The sequence below is a fragment of the Pseudomonas lactucae genome (genome assembly GCF_036688725.1).
GTDB lineage: Bacteria > Pseudomonadota > Gammaproteobacteria > Pseudomonadales > Pseudomonadaceae > Aquipseudomonas > Aquipseudomonas lactucae.
This window is the reverse complement of record NZ_JAQQPT010000033.1, coordinates 24,949-50,475: the sequence shown is the minus strand read 5'-3', so window position 1 is coordinate 50,475 and position 25,527 is coordinate 24,949. Positions and strand designations below refer to the sequence as shown.

General features: G+C 59.3%; 38 protein-coding genes. 34 read left to right on the top strand and 4 right to left on the bottom strand.

Annotation, left to right across the window (positions count from 1 at the left end; translation table 11 throughout):
* Window positions 1–85: 85 nt before the first annotated feature.
* The 4 genes from V6M90_RS28565 to V6M90_RS28550 are packed head-to-tail and all read right to left on the bottom strand — an operon-like array spanning window position 86 to window position 2,001.
* Window positions 86–553: a hypothetical protein gene (locus tag V6M90_RS28565; RefSeq protein ID WP_332847574.1), complete on the bottom strand. Its 468-nt coding sequence runs from the start codon at window positions 551–553 to the stop codon at window positions 86–88.
* Complete coding sequence (locus V6M90_RS28560) at window positions 540–962, bottom strand: hypothetical protein (protein ID WP_332847573.1); 423 nt, start codon at window positions 960–962, stop codon at window positions 540–542. Before V6M90_RS28560 ends, V6M90_RS28565 begins: the two co-directional genes overlap by 14 nt.
* Before the next feature lie 4 nt (window positions 963–966).
* Window positions 967–1,206: a hypothetical protein gene (locus V6M90_RS28555; protein WP_332847572.1), complete on the bottom strand. Its 240-nt coding sequence runs from the start codon at window positions 1,204–1,206 to the stop codon at window positions 967–969.
* Window positions 1,207–1,215: 9 nt separating this feature from the next.
* Entirely contained in the window at window positions 1,216–2,001 is a 786-nt protein-coding gene (locus V6M90_RS28550; RefSeq protein ID WP_332847571.1) for a LexA family transcriptional regulator, read from the bottom strand.
* A gap of 108 nt (window positions 2,002–2,109) precedes the next feature.
* Between V6M90_RS28550 and V6M90_RS28545 the strand changes: the two genes are divergently transcribed.
* From V6M90_RS28545 to V6M90_RS28380, 34 genes are all read left to right on the top strand, one after another.
* The gene (locus V6M90_RS28545; protein ID WP_040267806.1) at window positions 2,110–2,304 is read left to right on the top strand and encodes a Cro/CI family transcriptional regulator; all 195 of its coding nucleotides are present in this window, start codon (window positions 2,110–2,112) and stop codon (window positions 2,302–2,304) included.
* 35 nt (window positions 2,305–2,339) lie between these two features.
* Complete coding sequence (locus tag V6M90_RS28540) at window positions 2,340–2,534, top strand: hypothetical protein (protein WP_040267807.1); 195 nt, start codon at window positions 2,340–2,342, stop codon at window positions 2,532–2,534.
* 19 nt (window positions 2,535–2,553) lie between these two features.
* Window positions 2,554–2,799: a hypothetical protein gene (locus tag V6M90_RS28535; RefSeq protein ID WP_332847570.1), complete on the top strand. Its 246-nt coding sequence runs from the start codon at window positions 2,554–2,556 to the stop codon at window positions 2,797–2,799.
* 83 nt (window positions 2,800–2,882) lie between these two features.
* Window positions 2,883–3,689: a Rha family transcriptional regulator gene (locus tag V6M90_RS28530; protein ID WP_408637345.1), complete on the top strand. Its 807-nt coding sequence runs from the start codon at window positions 2,883–2,885 to the stop codon at window positions 3,687–3,689.
* Between the two features lie 23 nt (window positions 3,690–3,712).
* Window positions 3,713–4,411: a helix-turn-helix domain-containing protein gene (locus tag V6M90_RS28525; protein ID WP_332847569.1), complete on the top strand. Its 699-nt coding sequence runs from the start codon at window positions 3,713–3,715 to the stop codon at window positions 4,409–4,411.
* Window positions 4,408–5,151, top strand: a complete 744-nt coding sequence (locus V6M90_RS28520; RefSeq protein WP_332847568.1) for a replication protein P — start codon at window positions 4,408–4,410, stop codon at window positions 5,149–5,151. Before V6M90_RS28525 ends, V6M90_RS28520 begins: the two co-directional genes overlap by 4 nt.
* A complete protein-coding gene (locus V6M90_RS28515; protein WP_332847567.1) occupies window positions 5,148–5,885 on the top strand; it encodes a hypothetical protein in 738 nt (245 codons plus the stop codon). The genes V6M90_RS28520 and V6M90_RS28515 overlap by 4 nt, the downstream gene beginning before the upstream one ends.
* A 124-nt stretch (window positions 5,886–6,009) precedes the next feature.
* Entirely contained in the window at window positions 6,010–6,426 is a 417-nt protein-coding gene (locus tag V6M90_RS28510) for a recombination protein NinB (protein ID WP_332847566.1), read from the top strand.
* Window positions 6,426–6,695, top strand: a complete 270-nt coding sequence (locus V6M90_RS28505; RefSeq protein WP_332847565.1) for a hypothetical protein — start codon at window positions 6,426–6,428, stop codon at window positions 6,693–6,695. The genes V6M90_RS28510 and V6M90_RS28505 overlap by 1 nt, the downstream gene beginning before the upstream one ends.
* Window positions 6,692–7,291, top strand: coding sequence for a recombination protein NinG (locus V6M90_RS28500; protein ID WP_332847564.1), 600 nt, complete (start codon window positions 6,692–6,694; stop codon window positions 7,289–7,291). The genes V6M90_RS28505 and V6M90_RS28500 overlap by 4 nt, the downstream gene beginning before the upstream one ends.
* 47 nt (window positions 7,292–7,338) lie before the next feature.
* Window positions 7,339–8,127, top strand: coding sequence for an HNH endonuclease signature motif containing protein (locus V6M90_RS28495; protein ID WP_332847563.1), 789 nt, complete (start codon window positions 7,339–7,341; stop codon window positions 8,125–8,127).
* Entirely contained in the window at window positions 8,124–8,669 is a 546-nt protein-coding gene (locus tag V6M90_RS28490; protein ID WP_332847562.1) for a hypothetical protein, read from the top strand. Before V6M90_RS28495 ends, V6M90_RS28490 begins: the two co-directional genes overlap by 4 nt.
* Before the next feature lie 368 nt (window positions 8,670–9,037).
* On the top strand, window positions 9,038–9,862 hold the full coding sequence (locus V6M90_RS28485) for a DUF1983 domain-containing protein (RefSeq protein ID WP_332847561.1): 825 nt from the start codon (window positions 9,038–9,040) through the stop codon (window positions 9,860–9,862).
* A gap of 132 nt (window positions 9,863–9,994) precedes the next feature.
* A complete protein-coding gene (locus V6M90_RS28480) occupies window positions 9,995–10,366 on the top strand; it encodes a chemotaxis protein (protein ID WP_332847560.1) in 372 nt (123 codons plus the stop codon).
* Window positions 10,366–10,704, top strand: a complete 339-nt coding sequence (locus V6M90_RS28475) for a hypothetical protein (protein WP_332847559.1) — start codon at window positions 10,366–10,368, stop codon at window positions 10,702–10,704. The genes V6M90_RS28480 and V6M90_RS28475 overlap by 1 nt, the downstream gene beginning before the upstream one ends.
* 48 nt (window positions 10,705–10,752) lie before the next feature.
* Window positions 10,753–10,944, top strand: a complete 192-nt coding sequence (locus tag V6M90_RS28470) for a hypothetical protein (RefSeq protein ID WP_332847558.1) — start codon at window positions 10,753–10,755, stop codon at window positions 10,942–10,944.
* Window positions 10,941–11,411 carry an Ntn hydrolase family protein gene (locus V6M90_RS28465; protein ID WP_332847557.1) on the top strand — a complete coding sequence of 157 codons (471 nt, stop codon included), beginning with the start codon at window positions 10,941–10,943 and terminating at the stop codon, window positions 11,409–11,411. Before V6M90_RS28470 ends, V6M90_RS28465 begins: the two co-directional genes overlap by 4 nt.
* Window positions 11,377–12,000 (top strand): putative metallopeptidase, encoded by a 624-nt coding sequence (locus V6M90_RS28460; protein WP_332847556.1) that lies wholly within the window; start codon window positions 11,377–11,379, stop codon window positions 11,998–12,000. Before V6M90_RS28465 ends, V6M90_RS28460 begins: the two co-directional genes overlap by 35 nt.
* A gap of 31 nt (window positions 12,001–12,031) precedes the next feature.
* Complete coding sequence (locus V6M90_RS28455) at window positions 12,032–12,493, top strand: DUF2280 domain-containing protein (protein WP_332847555.1); 462 nt, start codon at window positions 12,032–12,034, stop codon at window positions 12,491–12,493.
* Window positions 12,480–13,781, top strand: coding sequence for a terminase large subunit domain-containing protein (locus tag V6M90_RS28450; RefSeq protein ID WP_332847554.1), 1,302 nt, complete (start codon window positions 12,480–12,482; stop codon window positions 13,779–13,781). Before V6M90_RS28455 ends, V6M90_RS28450 begins: the two co-directional genes overlap by 14 nt.
* Complete coding sequence (locus V6M90_RS28445; protein ID WP_332847553.1) at window positions 13,778–15,238, top strand: DUF4055 domain-containing protein; 1,461 nt, start codon at window positions 13,778–13,780, stop codon at window positions 15,236–15,238. The genes V6M90_RS28450 and V6M90_RS28445 overlap by 4 nt, the downstream gene beginning before the upstream one ends.
* The gene (locus tag V6M90_RS28440; protein WP_332847552.1) at window positions 15,213–16,301 is read left to right on the top strand and encodes a minor capsid protein; all 1,089 of its coding nucleotides are present in this window, start codon (window positions 15,213–15,215) and stop codon (window positions 16,299–16,301) included. Before V6M90_RS28445 ends, V6M90_RS28440 begins: the two co-directional genes overlap by 26 nt.
* A 39-nt stretch (window positions 16,302–16,340) precedes the next feature.
* Window positions 16,341–17,051: a hypothetical protein gene (locus V6M90_RS28435; protein WP_332847551.1), complete on the top strand. Its 711-nt coding sequence runs from the start codon at window positions 16,341–16,343 to the stop codon at window positions 17,049–17,051.
* 11 nt (window positions 17,052–17,062) lie between these two features.
* On the top strand, window positions 17,063–18,031 hold the full coding sequence (locus V6M90_RS28430; RefSeq protein ID WP_332847550.1) for a major capsid protein: 969 nt from the start codon (window positions 17,063–17,065) through the stop codon (window positions 18,029–18,031).
* Between the two features lie 49 nt (window positions 18,032–18,080).
* Window positions 18,081–18,656 carry a hypothetical protein gene (locus V6M90_RS28425; RefSeq protein WP_332847549.1) on the top strand — a complete coding sequence of 192 codons (576 nt, stop codon included), beginning with the start codon at window positions 18,081–18,083 and terminating at the stop codon, window positions 18,654–18,656.
* 58 nt (window positions 18,657–18,714) lie between these two features.
* Window positions 18,715–19,218: a DnaT-like ssDNA-binding protein gene (locus tag V6M90_RS28420; protein ID WP_332847548.1), complete on the top strand. Its 504-nt coding sequence runs from the start codon at window positions 18,715–18,717 to the stop codon at window positions 19,216–19,218.
* A 17-nt stretch (window positions 19,219–19,235) separates the two neighbouring features.
* On the top strand, window positions 19,236–19,604 hold the full coding sequence (locus V6M90_RS28415; RefSeq protein ID WP_332847547.1) for a hypothetical protein: 369 nt from the start codon (window positions 19,236–19,238) through the stop codon (window positions 19,602–19,604).
* Entirely contained in the window at window positions 19,601–20,257 is a 657-nt protein-coding gene (locus V6M90_RS28410; RefSeq protein ID WP_332847546.1) for a hypothetical protein, read from the top strand. Before V6M90_RS28415 ends, V6M90_RS28410 begins: the two co-directional genes overlap by 4 nt.
* Entirely contained in the window at window positions 20,254–20,670 is a 417-nt protein-coding gene (locus V6M90_RS28405; protein ID WP_332847545.1) for a phage tail terminator-like protein, read from the top strand. The genes V6M90_RS28410 and V6M90_RS28405 overlap by 4 nt, the downstream gene beginning before the upstream one ends.
* Before the next feature lie 73 nt (window positions 20,671–20,743).
* Window positions 20,744–21,400 carry a phage tail protein gene (locus tag V6M90_RS28400; RefSeq protein ID WP_332847544.1) on the top strand — a complete coding sequence of 219 codons (657 nt, stop codon included), beginning with the start codon at window positions 20,744–20,746 and terminating at the stop codon, window positions 21,398–21,400.
* Between the two features lie 3 nt (window positions 21,401–21,403).
* Window positions 21,404–21,784, top strand: a complete 381-nt coding sequence (locus V6M90_RS28395; RefSeq protein ID WP_332847543.1) for a phage tail assembly chaperone — start codon at window positions 21,404–21,406, stop codon at window positions 21,782–21,784.
* 17 nt (window positions 21,785–21,801) lie between these two features.
* Window positions 21,802–22,104, top strand: a complete 303-nt coding sequence (locus V6M90_RS28390; RefSeq protein WP_332847542.1) for a DUF1799 domain-containing protein — start codon at window positions 21,802–21,804, stop codon at window positions 22,102–22,104.
* Between the two features lie 27 nt (window positions 22,105–22,131).
* Complete coding sequence (locus V6M90_RS28385; RefSeq protein WP_332847541.1) at window positions 22,132–25,188, top strand: phage tail tape measure protein; 3,057 nt, start codon at window positions 22,132–22,134, stop codon at window positions 25,186–25,188.
* Entirely contained in the window at window positions 25,188–25,526 is a 339-nt protein-coding gene (locus tag V6M90_RS28380) for a phage tail protein (protein WP_003175020.1), read from the top strand. Before V6M90_RS28385 ends, V6M90_RS28380 begins: the two co-directional genes overlap by 1 nt.
* Window position 25,527 lies beyond the last annotated feature (1 nt).

Below are 25,527 nucleotides of genomic sequence, written 5' to 3'. Positions count from 1 at the left end.
CATTCGTGGCGTACAGCCACCATTAGCAGGCATGGGGTGGCAGAAACAAGAAGCCCGGCGCTGGGCCGGGCTCTGTATCTGTTGATTAACTCTTTGGCCGCTCGCTCGCTGGCTGCGGAGTTACCGCCTTTCCAAGTCTTTCATCGAGCCTGTCAAACTTTCCATCTATCTTGTCCAGCTTCGACTCAATGCGGTCTGAGGCTCGCTGAAGATCCGTCTTTGCCTCTATCCGAATCTCCTTGATGCTTGATTCAAGATTGAAATAGGCAACCGCACCACCCATGATCACCGCAAGCAGCGGGATGGTTACCGTAGCAAATAGCTGCATCGTCGACGCGCCGGTGGATTCCGATGTTTTTGGCTTTGCCATGGTATCGCTGCCTAGATAAATTTGGCGATCTTGAAAGTGGAATGGTGAGTATAGCTCACCAGAGACCGGCATTGCTTGAACCGCGCCGGTTTCCCTGTTTGCTATTACGAATCCAGCCACCATCCAACCCTGAGTCTTCGAGACATTAGCAGAGGATAGGATTGCCGGATTACTTTTCTGCATTCGTTCCGCCCGCCTGCATTATGGCGCCCTCAAGGTTGTCTATCAGGCGCCTAGCAGACTCGATACTCATGGAGATATTGGCAAAAATGTACCTGGTCATTATTACAGCTTCGTCGGATGTTCGAAGGCCAAAGGTCCCATCTGGCTGCGAAACGAATTCTTCCTCCTTGACGCTGATTTCGTCGCGGCCCATCACGACAACGATCTTGCCGTAGTCCTGCGTTTTTATGCCAGCAACGTTGAATTGGTCAACGAACTCACTAATGTAATTTTCAGACCTCACGTGAGGTATTTTCAGGCCATTCTTGATCACTTCAACGCTCCCTATTTTAAAGTCCCAAATCCAGGCAATCCTGGTGAGTTTGTAAAGCAATACCGTTCGCCAAAGCATCCCGCCGCGCAGAGCCATGCGCCTACTCGGGCTTGCTTCGATTTATCTGCCGCGCCTTCACCTCATCCGCATAACCCGCCAGCTTGTCCTCGACAGCCTGATAGCTAGCTGCAATCTTCAGCAACTCCCGGGCCTCATCTTCTTGGCCTGCCTCGGACATCCGCACAGCAGCCTGCATCAGATCCACACCTGACCACTTAAGCAGGGCTGCGGCCTCTTTGAGGTCTCGGCGCAGTTGCTGGTTGGTTTTGGTCAGGGCCATGGCAACCGCCTAAAGCATCCCGCCGCGCCAGACGACGCGCCCGATGATGCGAACCTCGTTTATCTCTCCGTCACGCAGCGTCTCGTCGCCGTAACGCGCTTTGTCCGGGTTATCGCTTCTGATGATCCAACCATCGAAGTCCGACTTCACCAGGCGCTTCACGATCGTGCCTTTCGACTCGCTCTGCATGGCGAATATCTGTCCGTCCTTCGGCTCCACTCTCGACTCATCTACCAGCAGCACGTCGCCGTCATTGATTGTCGGCTCCATGCTGTTGCCGCTGGCATAGATAACGTCCAGGTGTTTTTGGTTGAGGTTGTTGGCTCGCAGCCAGGCCGACTTGAACGCCATCACGCCGCGAATTTCGACGTGCGGATTGTCGTCACCGCCTCCGGTCGAGCCTCGGGCGGTCAACTGCATCACGCCCGTATAGCCAGACTCATCCTTCAGATCGAAGCTGCGCGGGGGAGTGCGACCGTCAATTGGCTGTTGAACGTCTCTTCCAGGTAGTGCCTGAGACATTTTTTCAATCTGTGCCGCGAGAGTGGGGCTTATCTCCGAGACTGGTACGCCCAGGGATCGAGCAAATACGACTGCCGCATTCACGCTCAGCGCGGTGCGGCCGTTCATGAAGTGGCTGACAGCGCCTTGGGTGACGCCATCGCCCAATTCGGCAGCGAGCTTTTCCTGGGTGAGTTTCAGCTCCCCGCGCTTAGCCTGGAATAGGGATTTGAGCCGGGCACTGTCTTGCAGCTGCCATTCGGATAACGGAAGCCGTCGAGAGTCTTTTTTCATTCGCTGATGGTATTACCCACGGTATTTACTTAACCAATATCGCCGGTATTGACTGCGAACAATACCGGCGGTCATACTTGTGGTGAAATCTACGTAGAGGACGCCGCAATGCGCCGAATCACACTCACCGAATTTGCCAAAGAACACGGCCATACGAAGGCCGCCCAGATGCTTGGTTGCACCCAGGGCGCGCTGAGTAAAGCGATCCGTGTAGGCCGCGATGTGTTCGTGACCCTCGAAGAGGACGGCAGCTTGTCGGCCCAAGAGCAGCGTCCGTTCCCGTCCCAAAAATCAGCTGCTTAACCACGTTGCATGCATTCACTAAAGGAGCCTCACCAATGGCATATGACGACACACGACACCTGAAAGACCGGGAGATTAAGTCCCGTTACGACGACGAAACCTACGAAGCGTTAAAGGCCGTGGCTCGCCTGCACAAGCTGCAGCTTGCCGTGTTTGTACGCATGTGCGTCGAGGAGAAGTTGGAAAGCATCGTTGAACCGAATGCTACCGGTAAACACATGCAGGCCTGAAGGCCCTGAAGGAGGCTATGTGCCTGAAACCACGATCAGCCACGGGATCGATGGGCGCCTCTACGAAAAGCTTGAACGGTTGGCAGCAGCTGAAGGCATGACGCCTGACGAGTACGCCGCAAAGCTTGGAGCAGAACGCTTTTTCGAAAAGACCAGGCCACGAGGCGCCGGGAAGATCCGGCATCTACCAACAACAAGGCGAGAACCGCCGAAGCCCGGAATAGGGCCTGAAAAAGGAGGGACTGATGAAGACCTCAACCAATAAACCCGAATCGCAGGCACAAAAAAGCCGGGGGGCAATCCCGGCTTCTTTAACTGCATACAGCAAAATCATCTGTGAGGCCGATTATGCATACCTCTAACACTGATGTACAGGCCCTCAATAATCCCGCGCCACGATTTGCGATATCTGAAAACGTGGCGCGGACAATGTCATCGCGAGAAATCGCTGATTTGGTCGAGGCGCGACACAACGATGTGATTGCCACGATTGAGCGGCTCTTCACCAAAAACCTTTTACGATCAAGTCGTAAAAGCCGACGCGAGTCCACTGGCGGCCGCCCGATTGATGTTTACGACCTCATTGAGCGCGATACGCACTTAGTGGTGGCCGGCTACAGCGACGAGCATCGCGCCAAGGTCATTGACCGCTGGCAAGAGCTCGAATCGAGCGCAGGGCGGGTTATTGCAACCCTGCCCAACTTCGCTGACCCAGTAGCAGCCGCCAGAGCCTGGGCCGACCAGCTTGAGCAGAAAAACCAGTTGTCGATCGAGGTGCAGATCCAGGCCACCAAGATCCATTCCATGGAGAACCTGTTCAAGGAAGGCATGACCCACACGCAATTCTGCAAGGGCCTCAATGGGGTCAACGTCATGCAGGTGGGCAAGTACTTGGAATCGCGCAGCTGGCTCTACAACGAGAGCAAGTCCGGCCTGCGCCATCGTGTGGGCTCATACGCCCGCGACAAGTACATGACCGAACACCAGGTGGAAGTCACCCCGCACGGCAAAGACCCGTTCATCTCCTACACGCCTGTTCTGCTGAAGAAGGGCGCCGCACGCCTGTACGACCTGTACCTGGCCGGAGAACTTCCCATGAAGAAGACCTGGGACGGCCTGTTCACCCACGACAAGGCTATGCGGGGTGCAGCGTGAGTATGGAGTTGATGGTAAAGGCCATGAAGACCAAGGTCGGTAACCCGCTGCGCAAGCTGGTGCTGATCAAGCTGGCCGACAACGCTAACGACCTGGGCGAGTGCTGGCCGTCCTACCAGCACATTGCAGACCAATGCGAGATCGACCGCAGCACTGTTCGCCGCCATATCAAGCACTTGGAAGAGCAGCGCCTGCTGAAAATTGAGAACCGCGATGGGCCGAAAGGCAACTCGTCGAACCTCTATTTGCTGACCCTTGGGGGTGTAGGCACAAAGAGCACCCCTGTAGGCCCAGAAAGCACAGGTGTAGGCACACCGCCTACACCCCCTGTAGGCCCAGAAAGCACCAGAACCAGTCACTCTTTTGAACCAGTCATTGAACCAGTAAAAGAGCCGGTCGCTGACGCTCCCTCTCGCAAAAAAGCGAAGGCTGTGAAGTTCGATCCGCTGACCGCCAAGCCCTGCAACGTGAGCGACTCGGCATGGGCTGACTGGTGCCAGCACCGCAAGGAGATCCGCAAGTCGCTCACCGCCACCACCTGCGCAAAGCAAGCCAAGACCCTGGCAGGCCACCACGACGCTGATGCCGTGATCAACCAGTCCATCAGCAACGGCTGGACCGGCCTGTTCCCGGACAAGGTGGTGCCTGGTGGCAAAACTGTCAGCAACGGCCCGGACTTCTACGATCAGTCGTGGCGCACCGATACGAGTGATGACCTATGAAGAACGTCACTCAAATGATCCCCGGCGCAGCACGTGCCCTGGTCAACGCCACTCCTTATCAGGCCCCGGCGCAGCCAGGAACCCAGCTCGGCGTTGTGGATGACGCCACCGGTGAAGTGGTCGAGCGCCTGTTTCGGCAGTTGCAGGCCATCTTCCCGGCCCACAAGCAGGCATGGCCGGACGACAAGGCCAAGGCCGCCGCGATGCGCAACTGGACAATGGGTTTCATGGCAGCCGGCATCCGCACCCTGGAGCAGATCCGTTATGGAATCGAGCAGTGCCGCAAGAGCGGCTCACCGTTCGCCCCAAGCGTCGGCCAGTTCATAGGCTGGTGCACGCCTGGGCCAGAGGCGTTCGGCTTGCCAGCGAGCGCTGACGCATGGGTGGAGGCATTGATGGGCGTCTACAGCCACGACGGCGTGCGCATCGCAGCCAACGAGACGGGAATCTTTGACCTGCGTTGCGCCAAGCAGGAAGACAAGGGCCTGCGCCAGCGCTTCGACCACAACTACGCGATCGTGATCCGACGCGCCCAGGAAGGCCAGCCGCTGGACGGGAAGATCCTCACCGGTATCGGGCATGACAGCCAGAAGACGGCTTTCGAACTCGCCAACGAACTGGCCGACCAGCAGACCCAGGCGCGAATCCTCCAGCAAGGCATCCCAACTGACGGTAAGTCCGCCCGCGAGCTGCTGATGGCGAAATTCGGCAAGAACAAGAATCAGGAGCAACGGACATGACTGACTACAACGAACTGAAGCGGCTGGCCGAGCATCATCATTCGCTTGGGCATGCCTACACGGTAGCAACTCCATCCGCAGTCCTGGCCCTGATCGACGAGAACGAGCGCATCAAAGCTCGACTTTGCGTGTGTCGCGACTGCGGTGGCCAGGGCGAAGTCTATTCCGGTCACAGCTCCTACCAGGGTCACAACCAGCCGCCAGAACCTGACATGGACGTGTGCGGCACCTGCGGCGGGGATGGCGTTCTTGGTCCGCTGGAAGACTTTGAAGCTCTGGCTGCCGAGCGCGACCAACTCCGCGCCGAACTCGCCGGCCTCAAGACCGGCTACGAAGCCTACGAGCAGGTGAATGCTGAGCTGAAGGCTGAGAACGAGGCGCTGCGTGACGATCTTGAGCAGAGCCAGTACGACGCCAACGCTTGGCGCAATAGCGAAGAGTCGGTCTGGATCGAGGTCTTCAACAGCGAAGGCGACGATCCATTCATCAGCGCTATCAGCGGCCAAATCACCGTCGAGCAGCTGGCCTTGATCCAGGCGGAGATCCTTGAATATCGGGAGGACTATTTCGAGAAGGGATCGGGCCTTTACGTTTTCAGGTGCGCCCACTGCCAGGCGCATTACGACAACGTGGGCATGACGGAGCCGGCTCATTGGGAGACCGACTTCGAGTCGTACAGTCCTTTCCCGTGGGAAGAAGAGGGCGCCGCCTCGGGCCAGGGAGAGCAGTCATGACCACGTTTAAATTCGCTGTTGTCGTGATCGGTGCGTTTCTCATTTGTGGGCCCTGCATCCCTGGGACATGGTTTGGACGCCCAAGTTATTACCGTCCGTCCAGTGCTTTCGCGGGGTGGGGCAAGTGACCAGCCTCCAGATCCGCAACGAATCAGACCGCAACAAGGCCATGGGCTACATCGCCGGCCTGGACCTGGCCAGGCCAAAGAAGCTGGCCATCACCGAAGTGGACCGCAGCGGGGAGCAGAACAAGGCCCTGCACGCGGCGCTGGCAGATATCGCTTCCCAAGTCGAGCATGCCGGGAAGAAGTGGGATGTCCTGATCTGGAAGCGCCTGCTGACGGCCGCCTGGCTGCGCGAGTCTGGCGATCAGCCGCAGATGATACCAGCGGTAGACGGCAACGGCTTCGACGTCATCTACGAGCGCACAAGCAAGCTCACCGTGAAGCAGTGCGGCGAGTTGATCGAGTGGGTTCATTGCTTCGGCGCCGAGCACCAGGTGCGGTGGACGCAGAAAGACAACTGGGGAGGGCGCTACTGATGAGCCATAACTTCAACCCGGGCGACCTGGCGCTGGTGATTTCAGGCGGGTATCTGGGCGAGACCGCAGAACTATTGCGATTTGTAATGCCTGGCGACCTGATCGTATCACCCACCACGGGCAAGGTTTACGAATTCAGGCCTGCGGCCGGAGTAGGCGGATGGCTTTGCAAATTCAGATGCATGCACGCGGTTAAGCACGAAAAGAACCTGATGCCCCTGCGCGGCAACTTCACCCATGAGCAGCAGAAAGCCAAGGAGGTTGTATGACCATCGAACGGAAGCCGGCCAAGCCGAAGAAATGCCGCGTTGCTACTTGCAGGGCCTCATTCGTCCCTTCGCGGATGGGCCAAGCGGTATGCAGCCCGGCGTGCGCAATGATCGATGCTCCACGGCATGAACCCAAGGCGCGCAAGGCTCTGGCACAAATCGAGCGGAAGGACATCAAGGTGCGCAAGGAGAAGCTGAAGAGCAGGGCGGATCACGCCAAAGAGGCCCAGGCAGTAATCAACCGGTATGTCCGCCTACGTGACGCTCATCTGGGCTGCATCAGCTGCGACAAGCCGGCGAGCTGGGGTGGCCAATGGCATTGCTCGCACTTTCGCAGCGTGGGCGCCGCCGCACACCTCAGATTCAACCTATGGAACATGAACAAATCCTGCTCCCAGTGCAATGCCCACCTGAGCGGAAACATCATGGTTTACCGGCCCCGCCTGGTCGAGAAGATCGGCGCGGAAAAGGTTGTGTGGCTGGAGTGCAATCAGGAACTGGTCCGCCATGAAATCCAATACCTAAAGCGCTTGAAGGCGGTTTTCGCCAAGAAGTGCCGTCGCCTGGAGGCCCGAATCCAATGCCATGCCGCGTAGATAATTGTGGTCGTGCCGCCAGGTATCAGGCCGCCCAGCTTTGCCAGATGCATTACTTCCGTGTGATGCGGAACGGGACAACCGACAAGCTTCCTACAAGCCGTCAGCAACGCGTAATCACGCCAAATGGTTACATCCGCGTGTACGAGCCGGGCCATGCGCTCGCAGACAAGGGTGGCTACGTTTTTGAGCATCGACATGTCATGTGGGCCGAAGTTGGGCCTGGGTGCCGAGATTGTGAGCTATGCGGGAAGCATGAGACTTGGCTGACCTGCCACGTCGATCATATTGACGAAAACCGTCAAAACAACGAGCGCAGCAACCTGCGCATCCTTTGTCGGGGCTGCAATACGAGGCGTGGATTCACCCAAGAGAGCTACGCCAGCCTCACTGACATCGGCCTGATTGAGTTCGAGGGTGTGCGAAAGACCGCCACCCAATGGGGCGAAGACCCACGAGTAGCGGTCGCCGGCGCCACTGTTATGCGCCGCAAAAGATCAGGGATGTCTGATTTTGAGGCGCTTTTCGGTCGCAAGATCACCCACAACGGCCGCAAGCCGCTTCCTTCGCCACGTAAGACCAATCACAAGCACGAAAGAAGTAACGCCGTGGCAATAACGATTGAAGGCTACACCCTAACCGCTTCCGAATGGTCTCGGGAGCCGGGCGTTACCGTATCTGTGCGATCAATCGTGAACCGCATAAGGGAGGGGCTTGATCCGATAGATGCAGTGTTCGCCAGGCCAGGCAAGAAGCCAATACCCATCGAGCAACTGAAAGCCATCACCGCCGAATACCGGGCAAAGACCAGAGAACTCAAGAGGGCTGCAGCATGACCTATCGCAACGTTGTTTCAGCAGTAGTTCGAGCCCTCGCGGCCGAGACCATCAGTTCCGCCGGCGGCTGTGACTTCGAGCCCAAGGTGCAGTGTGCCAAGCAAAAGGGGGAGATCGTTGGCAAGGAGGCAGCGTTTCTTCAGGACTGCTGGGTGTTCGGTCGGCTACACAAGGCCTTGTCGGCCGAGCACTGGCGGGCCCTGGTGGCGAAGTTCTCCACGGATACCGAACGCAAGCACGCAGCTATTGCCGAGCTGACCCGGGTGATGCGCTCGCCGGCGCCGGAACGATTCCGGCACTGCGCTGTGGTGACTTGGGCGTTGCCTCGGCTTCCTGGTGTTGACGGCAAGCGCTCCACCAACGTGCTGCCGGCCGGCTGGTACGAGATGGACAACTGGTCGAACGAGCCGCACCCGATCAAGACCCAGGAGCGGTGGAGACGGGATATTCGCAAGGCCCTGGAGAGCAGCGTGGACCGTGCCTTGGTGGAGGCTCAGCACATTCTTGAGCAGGAAGGCCTTGTGATATCAGAAGTCGCTTGACGAAGACTGAGCCAATGAGCCATTATCTCCCCATCCTGTCATTCCTGCGCATGTAGGAGTGGATCAAAAAAGCCCGACCACCGTGTCGGGCTTTTTTGTGGGCGCTACAAATGAATTAACCTGTAGCCAGGACAGCCTTCGGGACCCCTGGACGCGGTATAGCCGGAAGTCACGCGTCACGAAAGAACACCGGCAGCCCGTGCGCTCTGTTCACACCAGACTTCCAGAGTGGCGCGAGACCAGAACGGCGAGATCGATGCATTGGGGCGTCGACGCCGGGATTGTCTTTGGCTGACAGCGGGAAAGACCGCGCACCTATTCAGGGCCTCGGCATTTGCCGGGGCTTTTCTGTCTCTGGAGTACAGCAAATGTCCGGCTCTATCCAATCCAGCAACTACGTGCCGGGCGTTTCCGGCTGGAAGATCGACAGCACCGGTGAGTTCGAGATCAACCCGACGCGCCCTTCCTCAAGCGCCGAGCCGCAGACGATTACTGTGACCGCTGGTGAGTGGTCTGAGTACGATCTGCCAGCCAATGCTATCGAACGCTATGCATTCATCGGCGCCGAGGTGGCTAAGATCCCGGCCGAGTACCGCGACAATGCCCAGTTCGCGACCAAAGATTTTTCGTTCGACTGCGACGGTTCCGACGTCAGAACCACGCTGTCCTACGATCGCCAAGAAACTCATGAAGAGATTGTCGCGCGCCTGGAGAAGGCAAAAATGACCGGCACACGGATCGTGCGTGCAGGCGGATGCACTACGACGATTATCGATGGAGTGGTTCGATGGCGGATCGGTGATCTGACAAAGCCTGCCCAGCTTGAGCCTTTCAAGGTTGTCGATGGCGCAACCTACCTCAATGAAGCATTCGTCAAGGACGGCACTATCGCGTCGCCCTGGCAGGATGATTGGAGCGTGAAGGTGAAACTTAACTCGTTGGGGCAGCCGGTATTTGCAGGCTTCGGGGTAGGCATTAACTCGCAGTTCGTGATCAACGCTGACCGTTTTGCAGTCAACGGTCGCGATGCATCAGAAATACTCCGCGATATCGCTGCCAGCATTGACGAGACCGCTCTCGGGCAGGCGCTGAGAGAGAAGGTGGATCGGATCGACGGTTCCGTTACTGAGAAGGTCAAAGAAGTGATTCGCGCCGAGCTCCAGCCTGGCGGGCTGCTTCATCGTTCACGCTAATTCCTGGCCTGCCACTTAGCAGGCCTTTTCGTTTTCGGCTCCACCACACCCATTGCTCCGAGCTGGGAGTGCTGCTGGAGCCGACTTATTTGTACAGGTCGTACCTCGACCACCTTTCTCTATGGAGTGGCGATGGATCCTAACGACCTTGGCCCTGGCACGTTCGCGTGGCTTGGCGGTACCGGCACTGTTTTGCTCGGTGGTCTTTTGTGGTTGAGGAAGTTCCTGTCCAAGGATGCGACAGACCGGGCCATGGACAGCGCCGACATCGGGACCCTAAAGCGGCTAAACGAACTCCTGAACCAGGAACGAGCCGCCCGCAAAGAAGCCGAGTCCCGCGCTGATCAGTTCGCCAAAGAGCGCAATGACCTCGCCGCCGCAGTGGGCCGCATGGAAGGCAAGATCGAAGCCCTCACCAGTCAGGTGGGCCAGCTCACTGAGCGCGTCACAGAGCAGAGCGAAGAGATACACCGCCTGCGCACCAAGCTTGGAGGTATCGCCTGATGGAGAGATGCGCAATCAACTTCATTGCCCGCCACTGGTGGAGGCGAGCCGAGGTTTGGGTCATCGCGCTGTTGCTGGTTACCGGTGGGTTTGCCTTGGGTTGGCAGGCGGGCGTCTGGTCGGCTACCTCTGAACACACCAAGCAGCTTGCCGAGGTTCGCGCCGCGTATGACGCAGCGCTTGGTAAGCGTGACCTGCGACTGACCAACCTCGCCGAGAAGACCCAGGACGCGGCAGTCAAGGTGCAAGAGGCATCGAACACGGCAGTCCAGGCCGCTGACACCGCGAGCAAGGCGGCCGAGAAGGTCAACGAAGCGGTAGAGCGGCAGGCGCCTTAATCCGCGCCACGTTTTCGAAACCGCCAAATCGTGGCGCGAGGTTCGTAGATGAGCAAAGTAACCCGCCTTCGGCACGTCCTGCCAATGAGCCCGGACATCAACGCTGCGGTAAGCGCTCTCGACAAGGCCATTGCTGATGCCGTGGACGCTGCGAAGCAGGCCGGGCTGCCTCAGGGCCTGATAGTCAGCCTGCTTCACGGCCACGCCCATGCACAGACACACCAAATGGTGATCGAATGACGACCATTGCCTACAAAGACGGCGTGATCGCCTATGACTCCCAGATCACCTGCGGCAGCTCAATCACCTACGACGATTATCAGAAGTGCCATGAAGTGAAGGGCGTCAAGTTCGTGATGTGCGGCAAGACCTGTGACTACACCGCTCTGCAGGATGCCTACTTTGGCGCAACCGTCACCAAGGAGGTGGACGCCTCGGCCATCGTCGCTGATGGCGATTCTCTGTGGTGTGTTGGTGCCAGTGTCCAAGACGGATTCTGGAAGAGCCCGATATTGCTGGACGCAACCTATGCAATCGGGTCGGGAGCAGACCACGCGATCACTGCCATGGATATGGGGGCCACTGCGCACGAGGCGGTTCAGATGGCTGCCAAGCGCGACACTGGAACCGGCGGCACGATCCGCACGGTGATCATCAACGAGGGGATGGCTGATGCAAAGACCAATGCCCCCGGAGCCACTGCTTGAGCTGGCCGACCTATCAGACTTCGGCATCCGCCTGACCCCTGCTCCTGAAGTATGGGAATGGCTCCAATCCGAGATCCTCGCCGACACCGGCAGCATTCATAACGAAGACCATGCCCATCTACTGGATGCAGACATCAGGGTCATGTGGGCTTCTTCGAGCTTCGCCAAGCAGGGTCGTACGGTGCTGGGCCAAGCCGAGCAGGTAGCGTTCCGCGCCGGCGGTTGGCAGAAGGCTCGAATGGAACAACAGATGCGTGATTGGTTCGGCGAGGTACCTGCCTTCATTATCACCTTGGCTGCTGACTACTGCGCCGAGTGCAGCGACCTTGAGTTCTGCGCCTTGATCGAACACGAGCTTTATCACCTGGCTCACGCGACCGATAAGTACGGTCAACCAGCATTCACCCAAGACGGCGCACCGAAGATCAAGCTGCAGGGCCACGACGTAGAAGAGTTCGTTGGTGTGGTCCGCCGCTATGGTGCGAGCCCTGACGTTCAGGTGCTGGTAGATGCTGCAAACAAACCCGCCGAGGTGGGGAAACTGAATATATCGAGGGCTTGCGGAACCTGTCTGCTCAAGCTGGCCTGATTCTTGACAGGCTCTAGACGGATGAGAACCTATGGCGAACCTGAAAAATGAGGTGAAGAGCTTCATCGTTCAGGCGTTGGCGTGCTTTGACACACCGTCCCAAGTGGTGGAGGCCGTCAAGAACGAATACGGGATTGCGGTGAGCCGTCAGCAGGTGGAGACGCACGACCCAACTAAGTCTGCCGGGAAGGGGCTTGCCGTGAAGTGGGTGACCCTGTTCCAGGACACCCGTAAGCGATTCCGTGAAGAGACGGCAGAAATCCCGATCGCCAACCGCGCGTTCCGCCTTCGCGCCATGAATCGGTCTTTCGAGAGAGCTGATAGCTCGAAGAACATCCCCCTCGCCATGCAGATACTTGAGCAGGCTGCAAAGGAAACCGGCGATATGTTCGTCAACCGGTCTAGGAAGGAAGAGGCTGGCGACGAACCGGTGATCCCGACCCGCATTCAGGTCGATGTGGTGGATGCGAGGAAGCCGAATGCCGAGCCTTAACGTTCCGCAGGCTCAGTTCCTCACGCTGCCCCACAAGTTTCGTGCGTTCGTTGCTGGGTTCGGCTCAGGCAAGACCTGGGTGGGATGCTCGGCGCTGAGCAAGCACTTCATGGAGTGGCCTGGCGTCAACGCTGGCTACTTCGCACCGACCTACCCGCAAATCCGGGACATCTTCTATCCGACCATGGATGAGGTGGCTTACGACTGGGGGCTTAAGACCAAGATCAACCAGGCGAACCACGAAGTTCATATCTACAGCGGCCGGCAGTACCGCGGCACTGTGATTTGTCGGTCGATGGAGAAGCCGCAGACGATTGTCGGTTTCAAGATCGGCCATGCCCTGGTGGATGAGCTGGACGTGCTGACCGCAGTCAAGGCGCAGCAGGCCTGGCGCAAGATCATTGCCCGGATGCGCTACAACTTGCCCGGGCTGAAGAACGGGGTGGACGTCACAACGACGCCTGAGGGCTTCAAGTTCGTCTTCCTGCAATTCGTGAAGCAGTTGCGCGACAAGCCTTCGCTCAAAGAGATGTACGGCTTGGTGCAGGCCAGCACGTTCGATAACGAGCTGAACCTGCCGGATGACTACATCGCCTCGCTGATGGAGTCGTATCCGCCACAGTTGATCATGGCATACCTCAAAGGCCAGTTCGTCAACCTGACGTCCGGCACGATCTACACGGCCTACGATCGCAAGCTCAACGGATGCTTCGACACTGTGCAGCCCGGCGAGCCGCTGTTCATTGGGATGGACTTCAACGTCGGCAAGATGGCGGCGATCACCCACGTCAAGCGCGATCAGGGCTTTCCCAGGGCGGTAGATGAACTGATCGATGGCTACGACACGCCCGACATGATCCGCCGCATCAAAGAGCGCTACTGGCAGCACGACGGCAACGACTTCAAGAAGACGTGCGAGATCAGGATATATCCGGATGCCTCGGGCGACTCGCGCAAATCCGTGAACGCCAGCATCACCGATCTGGCCATGCTCAAGCAGGCAGGTTTTGCGGTCATCGCTCCAGCGGCAAATCCGCCGGTGAAGGACCGAATCAACGCAATGAACGCCGTCTTCTGCAATGCGCAGGGCGAGCGCCGCTACCTGGTCAACCCCTTCACCTGCCCAACCTATGCCGATGGCCTGGAGCAGCAGGTGTGGGGCACGAACGGGGAGCCAGACAAAACCGCCGGCATCGATCACGCGAACGACGCAGGCGGCTACTTCATCCACCGCGAGTACCCGATCATCAAACCGGTCACCGCAATGAAAATGGGGGTCGCTCGATGACGGATGTCACTTTCACCCGTCCCGAGTACACGGCGGCGAAATACCGCTGGCGCTTGGTGCGCGACGTCTGCAAGGGCTCGGAAACGGTCAAGGCTGCCGGCGATTATTACTTGCCCCGGCCGAATGCCTCGGACAAGTCCCAGGACAACCGAGACCGGTACGACGCGTACAAGAAGCGCGCTGTGTTCTACAACGCCACTGGGCGGACGAAACACAGCTTGGTGGGAGCGGTGTTCCGCACCTGGCCAACGTTGACAGTTCCCGGTGCGCTCGACTACGTGACAAAGGACATAGACGGGCAGGGCGTCAGCGTTTACCAGCAATCGCAATCGGTTATCGGGCATTTGCTCGAGGTCGGCCGTCACGGGCTGCTGGTGGACTATGCCGCTGTCGAGCCTGGCACTGTGAGCAAAGCAGACGAGCAAGCCGGTCGCGCCCGTGCAAACGTCGCCAGCTACCCGGCTGAGTCGATCATTAACTGGAAGACGCGCCAGGTTGGCGGTCAGCACCTGTTGAGCCTGGTTGTGCTGCGCGAAAAGATCGACGTCGATACTGACGACGGGTTCGGCAGCGAGCAGGTTGTGCAATATCGCGTGCTGCGCCTGGATGTGTCCGGCGTATACACCCAGGAAGTATGGGAGGAGGGCTCCAGCAAGACGGAGATGACCGTCGCGCCATTCGCCCCACTGAATGGCTCGGGTCAGCCATGGCGCATCATCCCGTTCCAGTTCCTGGGCAGCGAGAACAACGACACCAGCATCGACGACTCCCCGCTATACGACATGGCCGAAGTGAATATCGGTCATTACCGCAACAGCGCGGATTATGAAGAGGCAGCGTACTTGGTTGGCCAGCCCCAACCATGGATGTCTGGCCTTGATGAGCAATGGCGCGACCACCTCGAAAAGGCCGGGATATTCCTGGGCTCCAGGGCGCCTTGGCTGCTACCTGTGAATGGCGCATGCGGCGTATGGCAGGCTCAGCCAAACACGGTCGCCAAGGAGGCCATGGACGCCAAGAAACAGGACATGGTTTCGCTTGGTGCCCGGCTGATCGAGCGGGGCAGTGCGGTGAAGACCGCAACCCAGGCCGACAACGACAGCGCCGCCGAGCACAGCGTTCTCTCCCTGGTGGTGAGCAACGTCAGCGAGGCGTACAGCCAGTGCCTTACGTGGATGGCCGAGTTCGTGAATGCCCCCGGCGAAGTGGTCTACAAACTCAACCAAGACTTCAGCCAGATCACTCTGGATGCAACGATCCTTGCGGCGCTGTTCAACGCAGTTCAGGGCGGCAAGCTACCCGAAGGCGACTTCTGGCAGTACCTGCGTGATCGCGGCGTGATCAACCCAGAGAAGACGGACGACGACATCCGGGATGAGCTGGAGGCACAAAGCACCGGGCCAGCCCTGGACGACACCGAGGTAATTCCGAATGGCGGCAAACCAAGCAATCCTTGACGCCACCATTCGGCATGCGGTGTTCCTGGAGCAGCTGAAGTCGGGAGAGGTGAAGAAGTTCGCACCCTTCCTCAAGGAGATCGACCGCTCGATTCGTGAGCGGCTGACGCGCACGGACCTGACGGATTACACCGTCGCTCGCCTGGAGCGGCTGCTGAGCGAGGTTGATAGCCTGCTGTTGGGCATCTTTGACCGGTACAGCGAGAAGCTGAACCTCGATCTGGTGGACATCGCCAACTACGAGGCCGAGTTTGAGGCGACCAGTTTGACTCGGGCGGCGCCGGTGGGCGTCACCTTCGATGCTGCGGTGCCAGGTGCTACTGCCATCAGGGCGGCAATCCTGACCAATCCGCTCAGCGTGCGCGGTGCCGACGGCGGGAAGCTGCTCAAGTTGTTCATTGATGGATTCACCGCCACGGAGCGGCAACGCCTCACAGGTGCGATCAGGCAGGGCTTCTTCGAAGGCCAAACCAACTTCCAGATCATCAAGAACATTCGCGGCACCAAGGCACTCCAGTACAACGACGGCATCCTGGCCACGACCAACCGCAACGCCGGCGCCATCGTGCGGACGGCGGTGCAGCACGTCGCCACCCAGGCGCGCATGGAGACGCTGAAGGAAAACAGCGACGTCGTGCAGTCGGTGGAGTGGGTCAGCACCCTGGATTCGAAGACCACCAGCCAGTGCCGGACGCTGGATAAGCAACGGTTCAAGCTGACTGAGGGGCCGAGGCCGCCGATCCACATCAACTGTCGCTCGACAGTGGTGGCGGTGACTCGCTTTAGCGCCTTGTTCGCCAAGGACGCAACGAGGGCATCCATAGGCGACGGCGGTGCGCAGCAGGTGAGGGCTGACCTCAGCTATTACGACTGGCTCCAGCAGCAGCCAGCGGCGTTTCAGGACAAGGCCATCGGCCCGGTCCGCGCCAAGCTGTTCCGCGAAGGCGGCCTGAGCATCGAACGATTCTCCGAGCTGCAGCTTGATCGCAACTTTTCACCTCTGACCCTTGTGCAGATGAAGGCTCTTGAGCCTCTGGCGTTCGAGCGGGCAGGCATCAAATAGCAGGCAGGGCCTGCACTAACGTCTCTGGGAGACAAGCAAATGGGTTTGAAATATCAGCTGGACACTCTTGACGGTCTCGATGACTCCGTTAAATCGCTCTACACCGAGAAGGAAGGCAAGTTTGTCCTCGGTATTGAAGGCCTGCCGCAGCAAGAAGACGTATCTGGCCTGAAATCCAAGGTCCAAGAGTTGCTGGACGAGAAGAAGACCGCCGACAAGGCGCGTAAGGATGCCGAAGACCAGGCCCGCCTGGAGCGTGAAGAAAACGCTCGCAAATCCGGCAACGTCGAAGAGCTTGAAAAGTCCTGGTCGGAAAAATTCAACCGCCGCGAAGCTGAGCTGAACGGCTTACTGGAACAGGAGCGTGGGACGCTGAGCACACAGATCCGGGATCTGACCGTTGGCCGTACCGCTACTGATATTGCATCTGCACTGGCAATTCCAGGCAGCGCCAAAGCCCTGTTGCCGCACATTGAGCGCCGTCTGAGCGTCGAGCAGCGCGATGGGAAGCCTGTTGTGGTCGTCCTCGACCAGCAGGGCAAGCTCTCCGCCGCAACGCTGGATGAGCTGAAAGCAGAATTCGCAAACGACACGGCCTTCGCGCCGTTGATCGCGGGTAGTAAGGCATCTGGCGGCGGGGCTGCCGGTGCCGGAGGTGGCGGCGGGGCCGCAAAAGGAAAAATCGGCGGCACCAAAGAGGAACGACAGGCCGCGATCGCGAGCCGGTTCCCGGATCTCCCTCTCAAGTAAGGAAATAACCCATGTCTCTGTCTCAAATGCAGGTCTTCAACGACTTCGTCATGCCTGCCACCCTGGAAACGCTCGATCAGATGACCGACGCGTTCAACCAAGCCAGCAATGGCGCTATTGTCCTGTCGCCAAACGGCTTCACCGGCGACTACCTGCAGGAGTCGTTCTTCCAGAATCTGGCTTCCGCCCAGCGCCGTGTTGATCGTTACGCGACCAACTCCGCAGTCAGCGCAACCGACCTGACTGAGCTGAAGAACACCTCGGTGAAGATCGCCGGTGGCTTCGGTCCGGTTCGTTACGAGCCATCGCAGATGACCTGGTTGCAGCGCCCAACCGCGCAAGGCATCGAGGTTGCCAGTCGTGCGTTTGCCGAGATCCTGCTGAAGGACCAGCTGAACACTGCAATCGCGGCCCTGGTGGCTGCGATCACCGCCCAAGCGGCAGCTGTGAACGATGTGTCGGCAACCGCTGGTATCACCCAGGCCGGTCTGAACAACGCACACGCGAAGTTCGGTGACGCAAGCCAGAACTTGGTAGCTCAAGTGATGCGCGGCAGCACCTGGCACAAGCTGATCGGCCAGGCCATCGCCAACTCCACCAACCTGTTCGTCGCGGGCAACGTTCGCGTCGTCGACATCCTGGGCAAAGTGTCCGTGGTAACCGATGCTCCTGCGCTGTTGCAGGCTGGCACCCCGGACAAGGAGATCATCCTCGGCCTGTCCACCGGTTCGGCGCTGGTCCACGACAACCGCGACATCATCTCGAACGTGTCCACCGACAACGGTAAGGCTCGCATCGAGACCACCATTCAGGTCGATTACACCTTCGGCTTGGGCCTGAAGGGTTACACCTGGGATACCGCCACCGGCGGGGCGTCGCCAACCGACGCCGAGCTGGGCACCGGGACCAACTGGGACAAAACCGCCGCCAGCATTAAGCACACCGCCGGTGTGGCTCTGATCGGTGACGCCTCCAAGTAACCCTGACAGCCGAGTCGGGCCCAGTGCCCGGCTTGGCGAGGACACGATCATGAGCAACAAGAACATCTGGTATCTGCCTGGTCCATTCCACCAGTACCAGGAAGATGTGAAGGCACTCGCCAAAGCAAGCGGCCTGCGCATCGTCGACGCAAGCGTTACCGAAAGCCGCGAAGATGCTGCCGACGACGTGCCTGACGTTACGGTCAAGGAAGTACCGAAGGTGCTGCTGATTGATGGTGGCAACTCTAGCGTCAATATCGATGCCTTCCGTGCAGAACTCGAATCTGTCGGTCTGATCGTCGAGTCATTCGCCGGTCAAGAACTGGTGCGCCCGGATGGCGAACTTGGTCCTGTCGCTGATCGCCTGTTTCAGGTGTTCGAAGCGGTAAACGCCGGTGTGGAAAGCCTCATTCGCGAGCGTGACGGTGAAGTCGAGAAGCTGAAAGCTCTTCAGCTGCAGGTGGACGACCTTCTTGAGCAGGCCGACAAAGCCGGTCAGGTGGATACCGAGGCGAAGGAAATCGCCAACCTGAAGGCCAAACTCGACGAAGCGAAGGTGCCATACCGGGCCAACGCCTCGAAAGAATCTTTGGAAAAGCTCGTCGCCGATCTGCCCAAGGCGTGATAATGCTGGCTGCCGGTGACCCGGCGGCCGATCTCAAACCATTCCAGCGAGTTGACGCATGACACTCATCATCGAGGACGGCACCGGCAAGCCTGACGCCGAAAGCTACGCGAGTGCCGAGGACTTGGCCCTGTATGCCGTGAAATTCGGTACGGTCATTCCCGCGGGCGTTCCTGAGCAGGAAGCATTGCTTCGCCGGGCCGCCTTGGTGATGGATGGCATGACCTGGAAAGGCCGCAAGATGAACAGCGAGCAGGCGCTGGCCTGGCCGCGCCGGGGTGTTGAGCTGGACTGCCAGATCAAGCCGGATAACTACCTGCCGGCACGGATCCAGTACGGCCAGATGGCCCTGGCCGCCGAGATTCATCAGGATGACATCGACCCAATCGACAAACGAAAGGGGGCTGTGACTCTGGAGCGCGTCGAGGGCGCGGTAACTCGCGAGTACGCCACGATTTCCAACACCAGCGGTCGGCTGTTGCCGGCGGCGCCGGACCGGCCGAGTGCTACGCAGTTTGCCGACTACCTACAAAAGCGCGGGCTGTTCGCAGTGCGCGCATAGCTGTAATGGAGACCATTATGGCCTTTTACGACGAAATGGCCGTGATGGCTCTGGAGATGATCACAGAGTTCGGCCAGCCCGTGACCATCAGCAAGACGGAGCCCGGCGAGTACGACCCGGAGACGGGCGCGGAAGCGTCGGGCGCGACCGTCGAGCAAATCGCCCAAGGCATCCTGCTCGACTTCACGGGTATCGAATTCCAGAACAACAGCCTTATCAGGCAGGGCGACAAGAAGCTGAAGATTGCCGCTCAGGGTTTGGCATGGGTTCCTGGATTGCTGGACAAGGTGGTCGCCCAAGGCCGCACCTGGTCAATCGTGCCACCGTTGAAAGAGATCAACCCGGCCGGAACACCGATCCTGTATGAGCTGCAGGTGCGGTCTTGAGCCGGGCAGGCGCCGGCCAGTCCGGTAGTTTCGCCCTGAGCCTGGCCGAGTTCGCCGCTCAGGCCAGCGAAGCGATCGACGCCAGTTTGCGAGAGATCATCATCGAGATCGGCAGCAGCCTGATCCGGATGTCTCCCGTGGGTAACCCGGAGATCTGGGCCGCAAACGTCACTTACCGCGAGGCGAACACACGGGCGGCCGACGACTATGACTTCAAGGTCGCGGTCCGCAACACGCTTATCAACCTGAACGAATCGAACTTCACGAAAGCGGGAAACCTCAAGCGTGGAGTGAAATACGCCAAGCCTCTGACGAAGACCGAGCGCGACCAGAACTTCAATGTGAATGGGTTGGTTGCGGGCCAAGACTATGTTGGCGGCCGGTTCCGGGCGAACTGGAACCTCTCCATCGGCTCCGTCGACAACAGCATCCGCATTCACCCGGACCCGACAGGCGCCGCAGCGACCGCAAGGCTTGTGGCTGGCGCTATTGAGTTCAATGCCGGGGAAACCGCTTTCATCGTCAACAACCTGCCGTACGCAATCCCGCTGGAGTTCGGCCATTCCACCCAGGCCCCCGGCGGCATGGTCCGGGTAACCGTGGCTCGCTTTCAGCAGATCGTGTTGGAGGCCATCAGGAACAACCAGGTATGAGTCACGCAATCATCGCCTCGATCTACGAGGCAAAGCTCATCGCCTGGAACGCTGCCAGGTTGGAGAAGCTGAAGATCGTTTTCGAGAACACGGCCTACACGCCGGCAGACGGCGAGACCTACCTACGAGCCTTCACCATTCCCGGCGATACCGCGAGCAACACGCTCGGCGGAGATCACCGGCTGTACACCGGAGTATTTCAGGTCAGCATCATCGCGCCGGCCGGCACCGGGAAGGCCAAGACCAACCCAATAACCACCGAACTGGTTGACCTGTTCCCGCTATACGCCAGGGACACGAAGGGTGCGTTCACCGTGGTGACCATGTCGCCAGTTGACCCAGGCCCTGGCATTACGGGTGATTCAACTTATACCGTTCCAGTCTCGTTCTTGTACCGAGCCGACACCAACTGATCCCGCCCATTGGGCAAACCCAGAGACCCGCCATCGAGCGGGTTTTTTCACATCTGCAAAGAGGAAATACCCCATGGGCTACAAAATCCCGAACGGCGGCACCTTTCAGCACGCCGCCACGTACGCTGCGGCTCTGCCGTTTACTGCGCTCAGCAATGCGAGCGAGGCGATCGCTACCGTTGTTGGCGGCACCATTGCTGCGGGCGATATCGTCCTGCTCAGCTCTGGCTGGAGCAAGCTGGACAGCAAGGTAGTGCGCGTGAAGGCTGCCACGGCAACGGCGATCACCCTGGAGGGCATCGATACCACAGATACGCAGATTTACCCGGCGGCCGGCGGCGTGGGCTCTATGCGCAAGATTTTGACCTGGGTTCAGATCCCACAAATCACCGACGTAGCCTTCTCGGGCGGTGACCAGAACTACCTGGACGTGGTGTTTCTCGAGAACGATCAGGGCAAGCAAATCCCGACCGACAAGGCTGCGGCCAGCATGACGCTGACCATCGCGGATGATCCTGCCCAGGCGTTCAACGGCGTGCTCATGAAGGCTGACGCAGGCAAGCAAATCGAAGCCGCGCGCCTGAATCTCCCTGGCAACGACACGCTGCTGTACGGCACCTACACGTCGTTCTCCAAGCAGCCAGCCGTGTCCCGCAGCAACCTGCTGACCCGAACCGTCAGCCTGGCTCTGCAATCCGAGCCGACCCGCTACCTGACTGCGGTGGTGTAATCCATGGCCAAGATTCGTATCGCGCAGAACGCCACGTTCACTGCGCCCGTGTTGATCCCGATCGTCGGCGGCACGCCCGAAAAGGTGGAGTTCACCTTCAGGTACCGCGATCGCGCCGAGCTTGCCGCTCTTTTCGATGAGTGGAACGAGAAACGGAAGAAGGCACAGGCCGCACTGGGCGATAAGCCGTCTTGGTCGGAAATTGTTGCCGTGGATACCGAGCAGCAAACCCAGCAGATCAAAGACCTGGTGGTCGGCTGGGGTTTCGATGACGAATACAGCGACGACAACATCGTCGCATTCGTGAAGTCCTGTCACGGTGCCGCCGAGGCTGTCGTGAAAGCCCATGAGGGCGCATACAGCCAGGCACGCTTGGGAAACTGACCGACGCCGCCCGCGCGATGTACTCGCCGAGCGTGCCTGATGCGGTTATCGGCATGTTCGGCCTTGCCCCCGGCGATCTGGTTGAAGAAGTGGAGGTTTGGCCCTGCAATTGGGCAGCCTTCCTTCTGTTCAATCGCATGTCCACCCAGTGGCGAGCAGGCGCCGGCGGCGCAATTGGGCTCGATTACAGCAGCATCCGCGACGTGGCCGGGTTCCTCGGCATCAAGAAAAAGAAACTCGCTGAAATCTTCCCTGACCTTCAGGTGCTGGAAGGCGAAGCCCTGCGCGTTATGGCGGAGGAAAGGGAAAACAGCCCGTGACTGCGGGCACTTATTCAAGGTGAGTCGATGAACATTGCAGAACTCGGCGTAAAGATCGACTCGGCCGATGCAATCCAGGCCAAAACGAGCCTGGATGAAATGGCGAAGGCCGGCGGCCGGGCCGAGCAGTCCGCCGTTTCGCTGATGAACGAAATGCAGGCGCTGGAGAAGTCGCTGTCTACCAGCGCCAAAACCACGCAGGACCTGGCGAAACAGCGCGACGCGCTTGCCAAGCTGACCAAGACCGGCGCCTACGGCGAGGCCGAGGCGGCGAAGATCTCGGCTCAGCTCGATAAGCAGCAGGTGGCTTTGGCCAAGTCCGCTATGGACGAGCAGAAGGCGCTGAACAGCCTGCTGGGGGCTATTGACCCTGCCCGTGCCGCGCTGGCTAAGCTGGACACGCAGGTCGAGCAGCTGGGCAAGCATCTCGACGAGGGTCGAATCAGTCAGGACCAGTACAACAGCGCCCTGAGCAAGATCGACAAGGATTACGGAAAGCTCGAAAAGACCGCCACAGGCTTCGACAAGCTGCGCCTCGGCACCCGCCAGGCCCAGGAAAACGTCGTACAGTTGGGTAACGCGCTGTCTTCGGGTGACTGGGGTAGTGGCGTACGTGCCGTGGCCCAGTTGGGCGCCGGCGCGGGTGCAGGTGCTGCCGGACTTCTCGCCATCCTAGCGCCGCTGGCCCTGGCCACCGCGGCCGTGGGTGGACTGGCATACGCCTACCACAAGGGCAGTGAAGAGCAGGACAGCTACAACAAGTCGCTAATCCTCACCGGTAACTACGCCGGTGTGGGTGCTGGTCAGTTGGGCGATATGGCGCGTCAGGTCGGCGCTACCGTCGGGACCACAGGCCAGGCAGCAGCAGCTCTGGCCCAACTGGCAGATAACGGCAAGATCGCCGGAGAGAGTTTCGCCAGCATCACCCAAGCCGCCGTATCGATGCAGGAAGCCACTGGCAAGGCCGTCAGCGAGACGGTATCCGAGTTCGTCAAGTTGGCCGACGAGCCAGTCAAGGCATCGGCAGCGCTGAACGAGCAGTACCACTACCTAACCGCCTCGGTGTTCTCTCAGATCGCCGCCCTGGAAGAGCAGCGCGACCACGCCGGCGCTGTGAAGCTGGCCACCGAGTCCTATGCCGACGCCATCAACGAGCGCACGCCGAAGATCCTGGAGAACCTGAGTTTCTGGGAGAAAGGTTACAACGCAGTCGCACGGGCCGCCGACAGCCTCAAGAACATCGGCCGCCCGGATATCGGCGCCGATATTGAACAGGCTCGCCGGGACCTGTCGAGCGCGCAATCCGGCGACGTTGGCTTGTTCCAAAACAAGCAGGAGATGATTGATCTCTATCAAAACCGACTGAACATGCTCGAGGACCAGAGGGCGGCCCAGGCTGAAATCGCCAAGTTGGAAGGCGATCAGGCGAAGGCTCAGCAGTCTGCAATAACCTCGATGCAGAAGGTTGATGCGCTCACCAAGTCCTCTTGGACAAATGAGCAAAAGCGGGCAGACGCACTCAAGGACTACAAAAAACAACTCGACGATATCCGCAAGGTTGCGCCGAACGACCCTCGCCTGGCCAAGGCAACGGTCGACAAAAACATCGCCAACATCAACGACAAGTTCAAGGATCCGAAAGCCGCTGGCACCCAGGTCGATCTGACCAGCTTCAACAATGCAAAAAACGACCTGGCGGCGATCACTGACACCTACAAAAACTATGAGAAGGAACTGGAAGCGGCTCAAAAAGCCGGCCTGCTGTCGGAGGAAGACTACCTGCTGCGCCGCCAGGCCCTGATCGGCAACGAACTTGACCAGACGACGGCCGCCTACGAGGCAGAGATTGCAGCGCTTGAGGCTGCCAAGGGCAAGAAGTCCACTTCGGCTGCGCAAAGCATCCAGCTGGACCAGAAGATCGCCGACGCGCGCGCAGGAATGGTCAAGGCGCAGAAGGACGCGGACAGCCAGCTTGAAGTGCTCGCTACCAACGAGACCGGGCGCCTGGCAAGGCAGGAGCGGGCGATCAGCACTTACGTGCAGGCGCTGGGGCAGCAACAGAGGGCCTTGGAGCTTGCAGGTCAGCGTGCAGTGCTCGGCGTGGGGCAGGGCGATCGCCAGAACGCACTCAGCGGCGAGCTGAACAGTCAGCAGGACCGGTTTGCGCAGCAGTCGCTGGAGCTTGCAAACCAGAAGTCTGATCCATCGCGCAACATGTCGGAGGAGGAGTTCACTCGTAAATCTCAGGCTCTCGCAGACGCGAACAAGGCCGCGACGGACCAGATCCGGCAGAACTATGCGGATGTGGAGAATGCCCAGGGCGATTGGACGAAAGGCGCAACGGCAGCCTGGGATAACTACCTGGATTCGGCGCGCAACATCGCCGGGCAAACAAAAAGCCTGTTCGGCAACGCCTTCAGTTCCATGGAGGACTCCATCGTCAACTTTGCCATGACGGGCAAAGCTTCGTTCTCCGACTTCGCCAAGTCGATACTGGCTGACATGGCACGCATAGCTACTCGACAGGCCAGTTCGGCACTGCTGGGCAGCCTGGTTGGTGCGGCGGCGAGCTACCTCGGCGGCAGCGCTGCTGGAGGTGGCAACGGAATGGCCGCCGGCTCTGCCGGTGCGACCTCTTCGAACTTGGGCGCTTCCTCAGCCGGCTACTCCAGCACCTACTTCCCACAAGCCAATGGCGGAGCCTGGTCTGGCGGCGTTCAGATGTTCGCCGATGGCGGCGCATTCACGAACTCCATCGTCAGCAAGCCCACCGCGTTCGGTATGGCAAACGGCAAGACCGGAGTCATGGGTGAGGCTGGAGAAGAGGCGATTATGCCTCTGACCAGGACGTCGAGCGGCAAGCTTGGGGTCATAGCGATGGGCGGTGGCGGAACTGGTGGCACACAGATCAACGTCGAGGTGCATATCAATGGTGACGGTAACGCGACGTCTACCGCTGACGAGCCAGGCTATGACCTGTTCGGCAAGGAGCTGGCGACCTTTGTAGAGCAGAAGTACCAAGAGCTGCGCTCGAAGGATATGCGCCAGGGCGGCGTCATCAACAAAGCAATCAAGGGGCGCTGATGGCTATCGAACGATTCACCTGGGCGACGGAGAAGGGCGCGGAGGGCGATATAGCCCAGCGCGTCCGCTCCAAGAAGTTCGGCGACGGGTACGAGCAGTCGGTCGAGGATGGCCTCAACAACCGGTCGCAATCCTGGCCGGTGACCTTCACTGGCTTGAAGCCTCGCATCAAAGACATCATGGCGTTCCTCGATCGACACAAAGGGGCGAAAGGCTTCCTCTGGGAGCCGCCCCTGGGTGAGCTTGGCCTTTACAAGTGCAACGGCTACAAACCGGTTCACCGTGGCGGCCAGGTCTACGCAATCACCGCCACCTTCGAACAAACCTTTCACCCCTGAG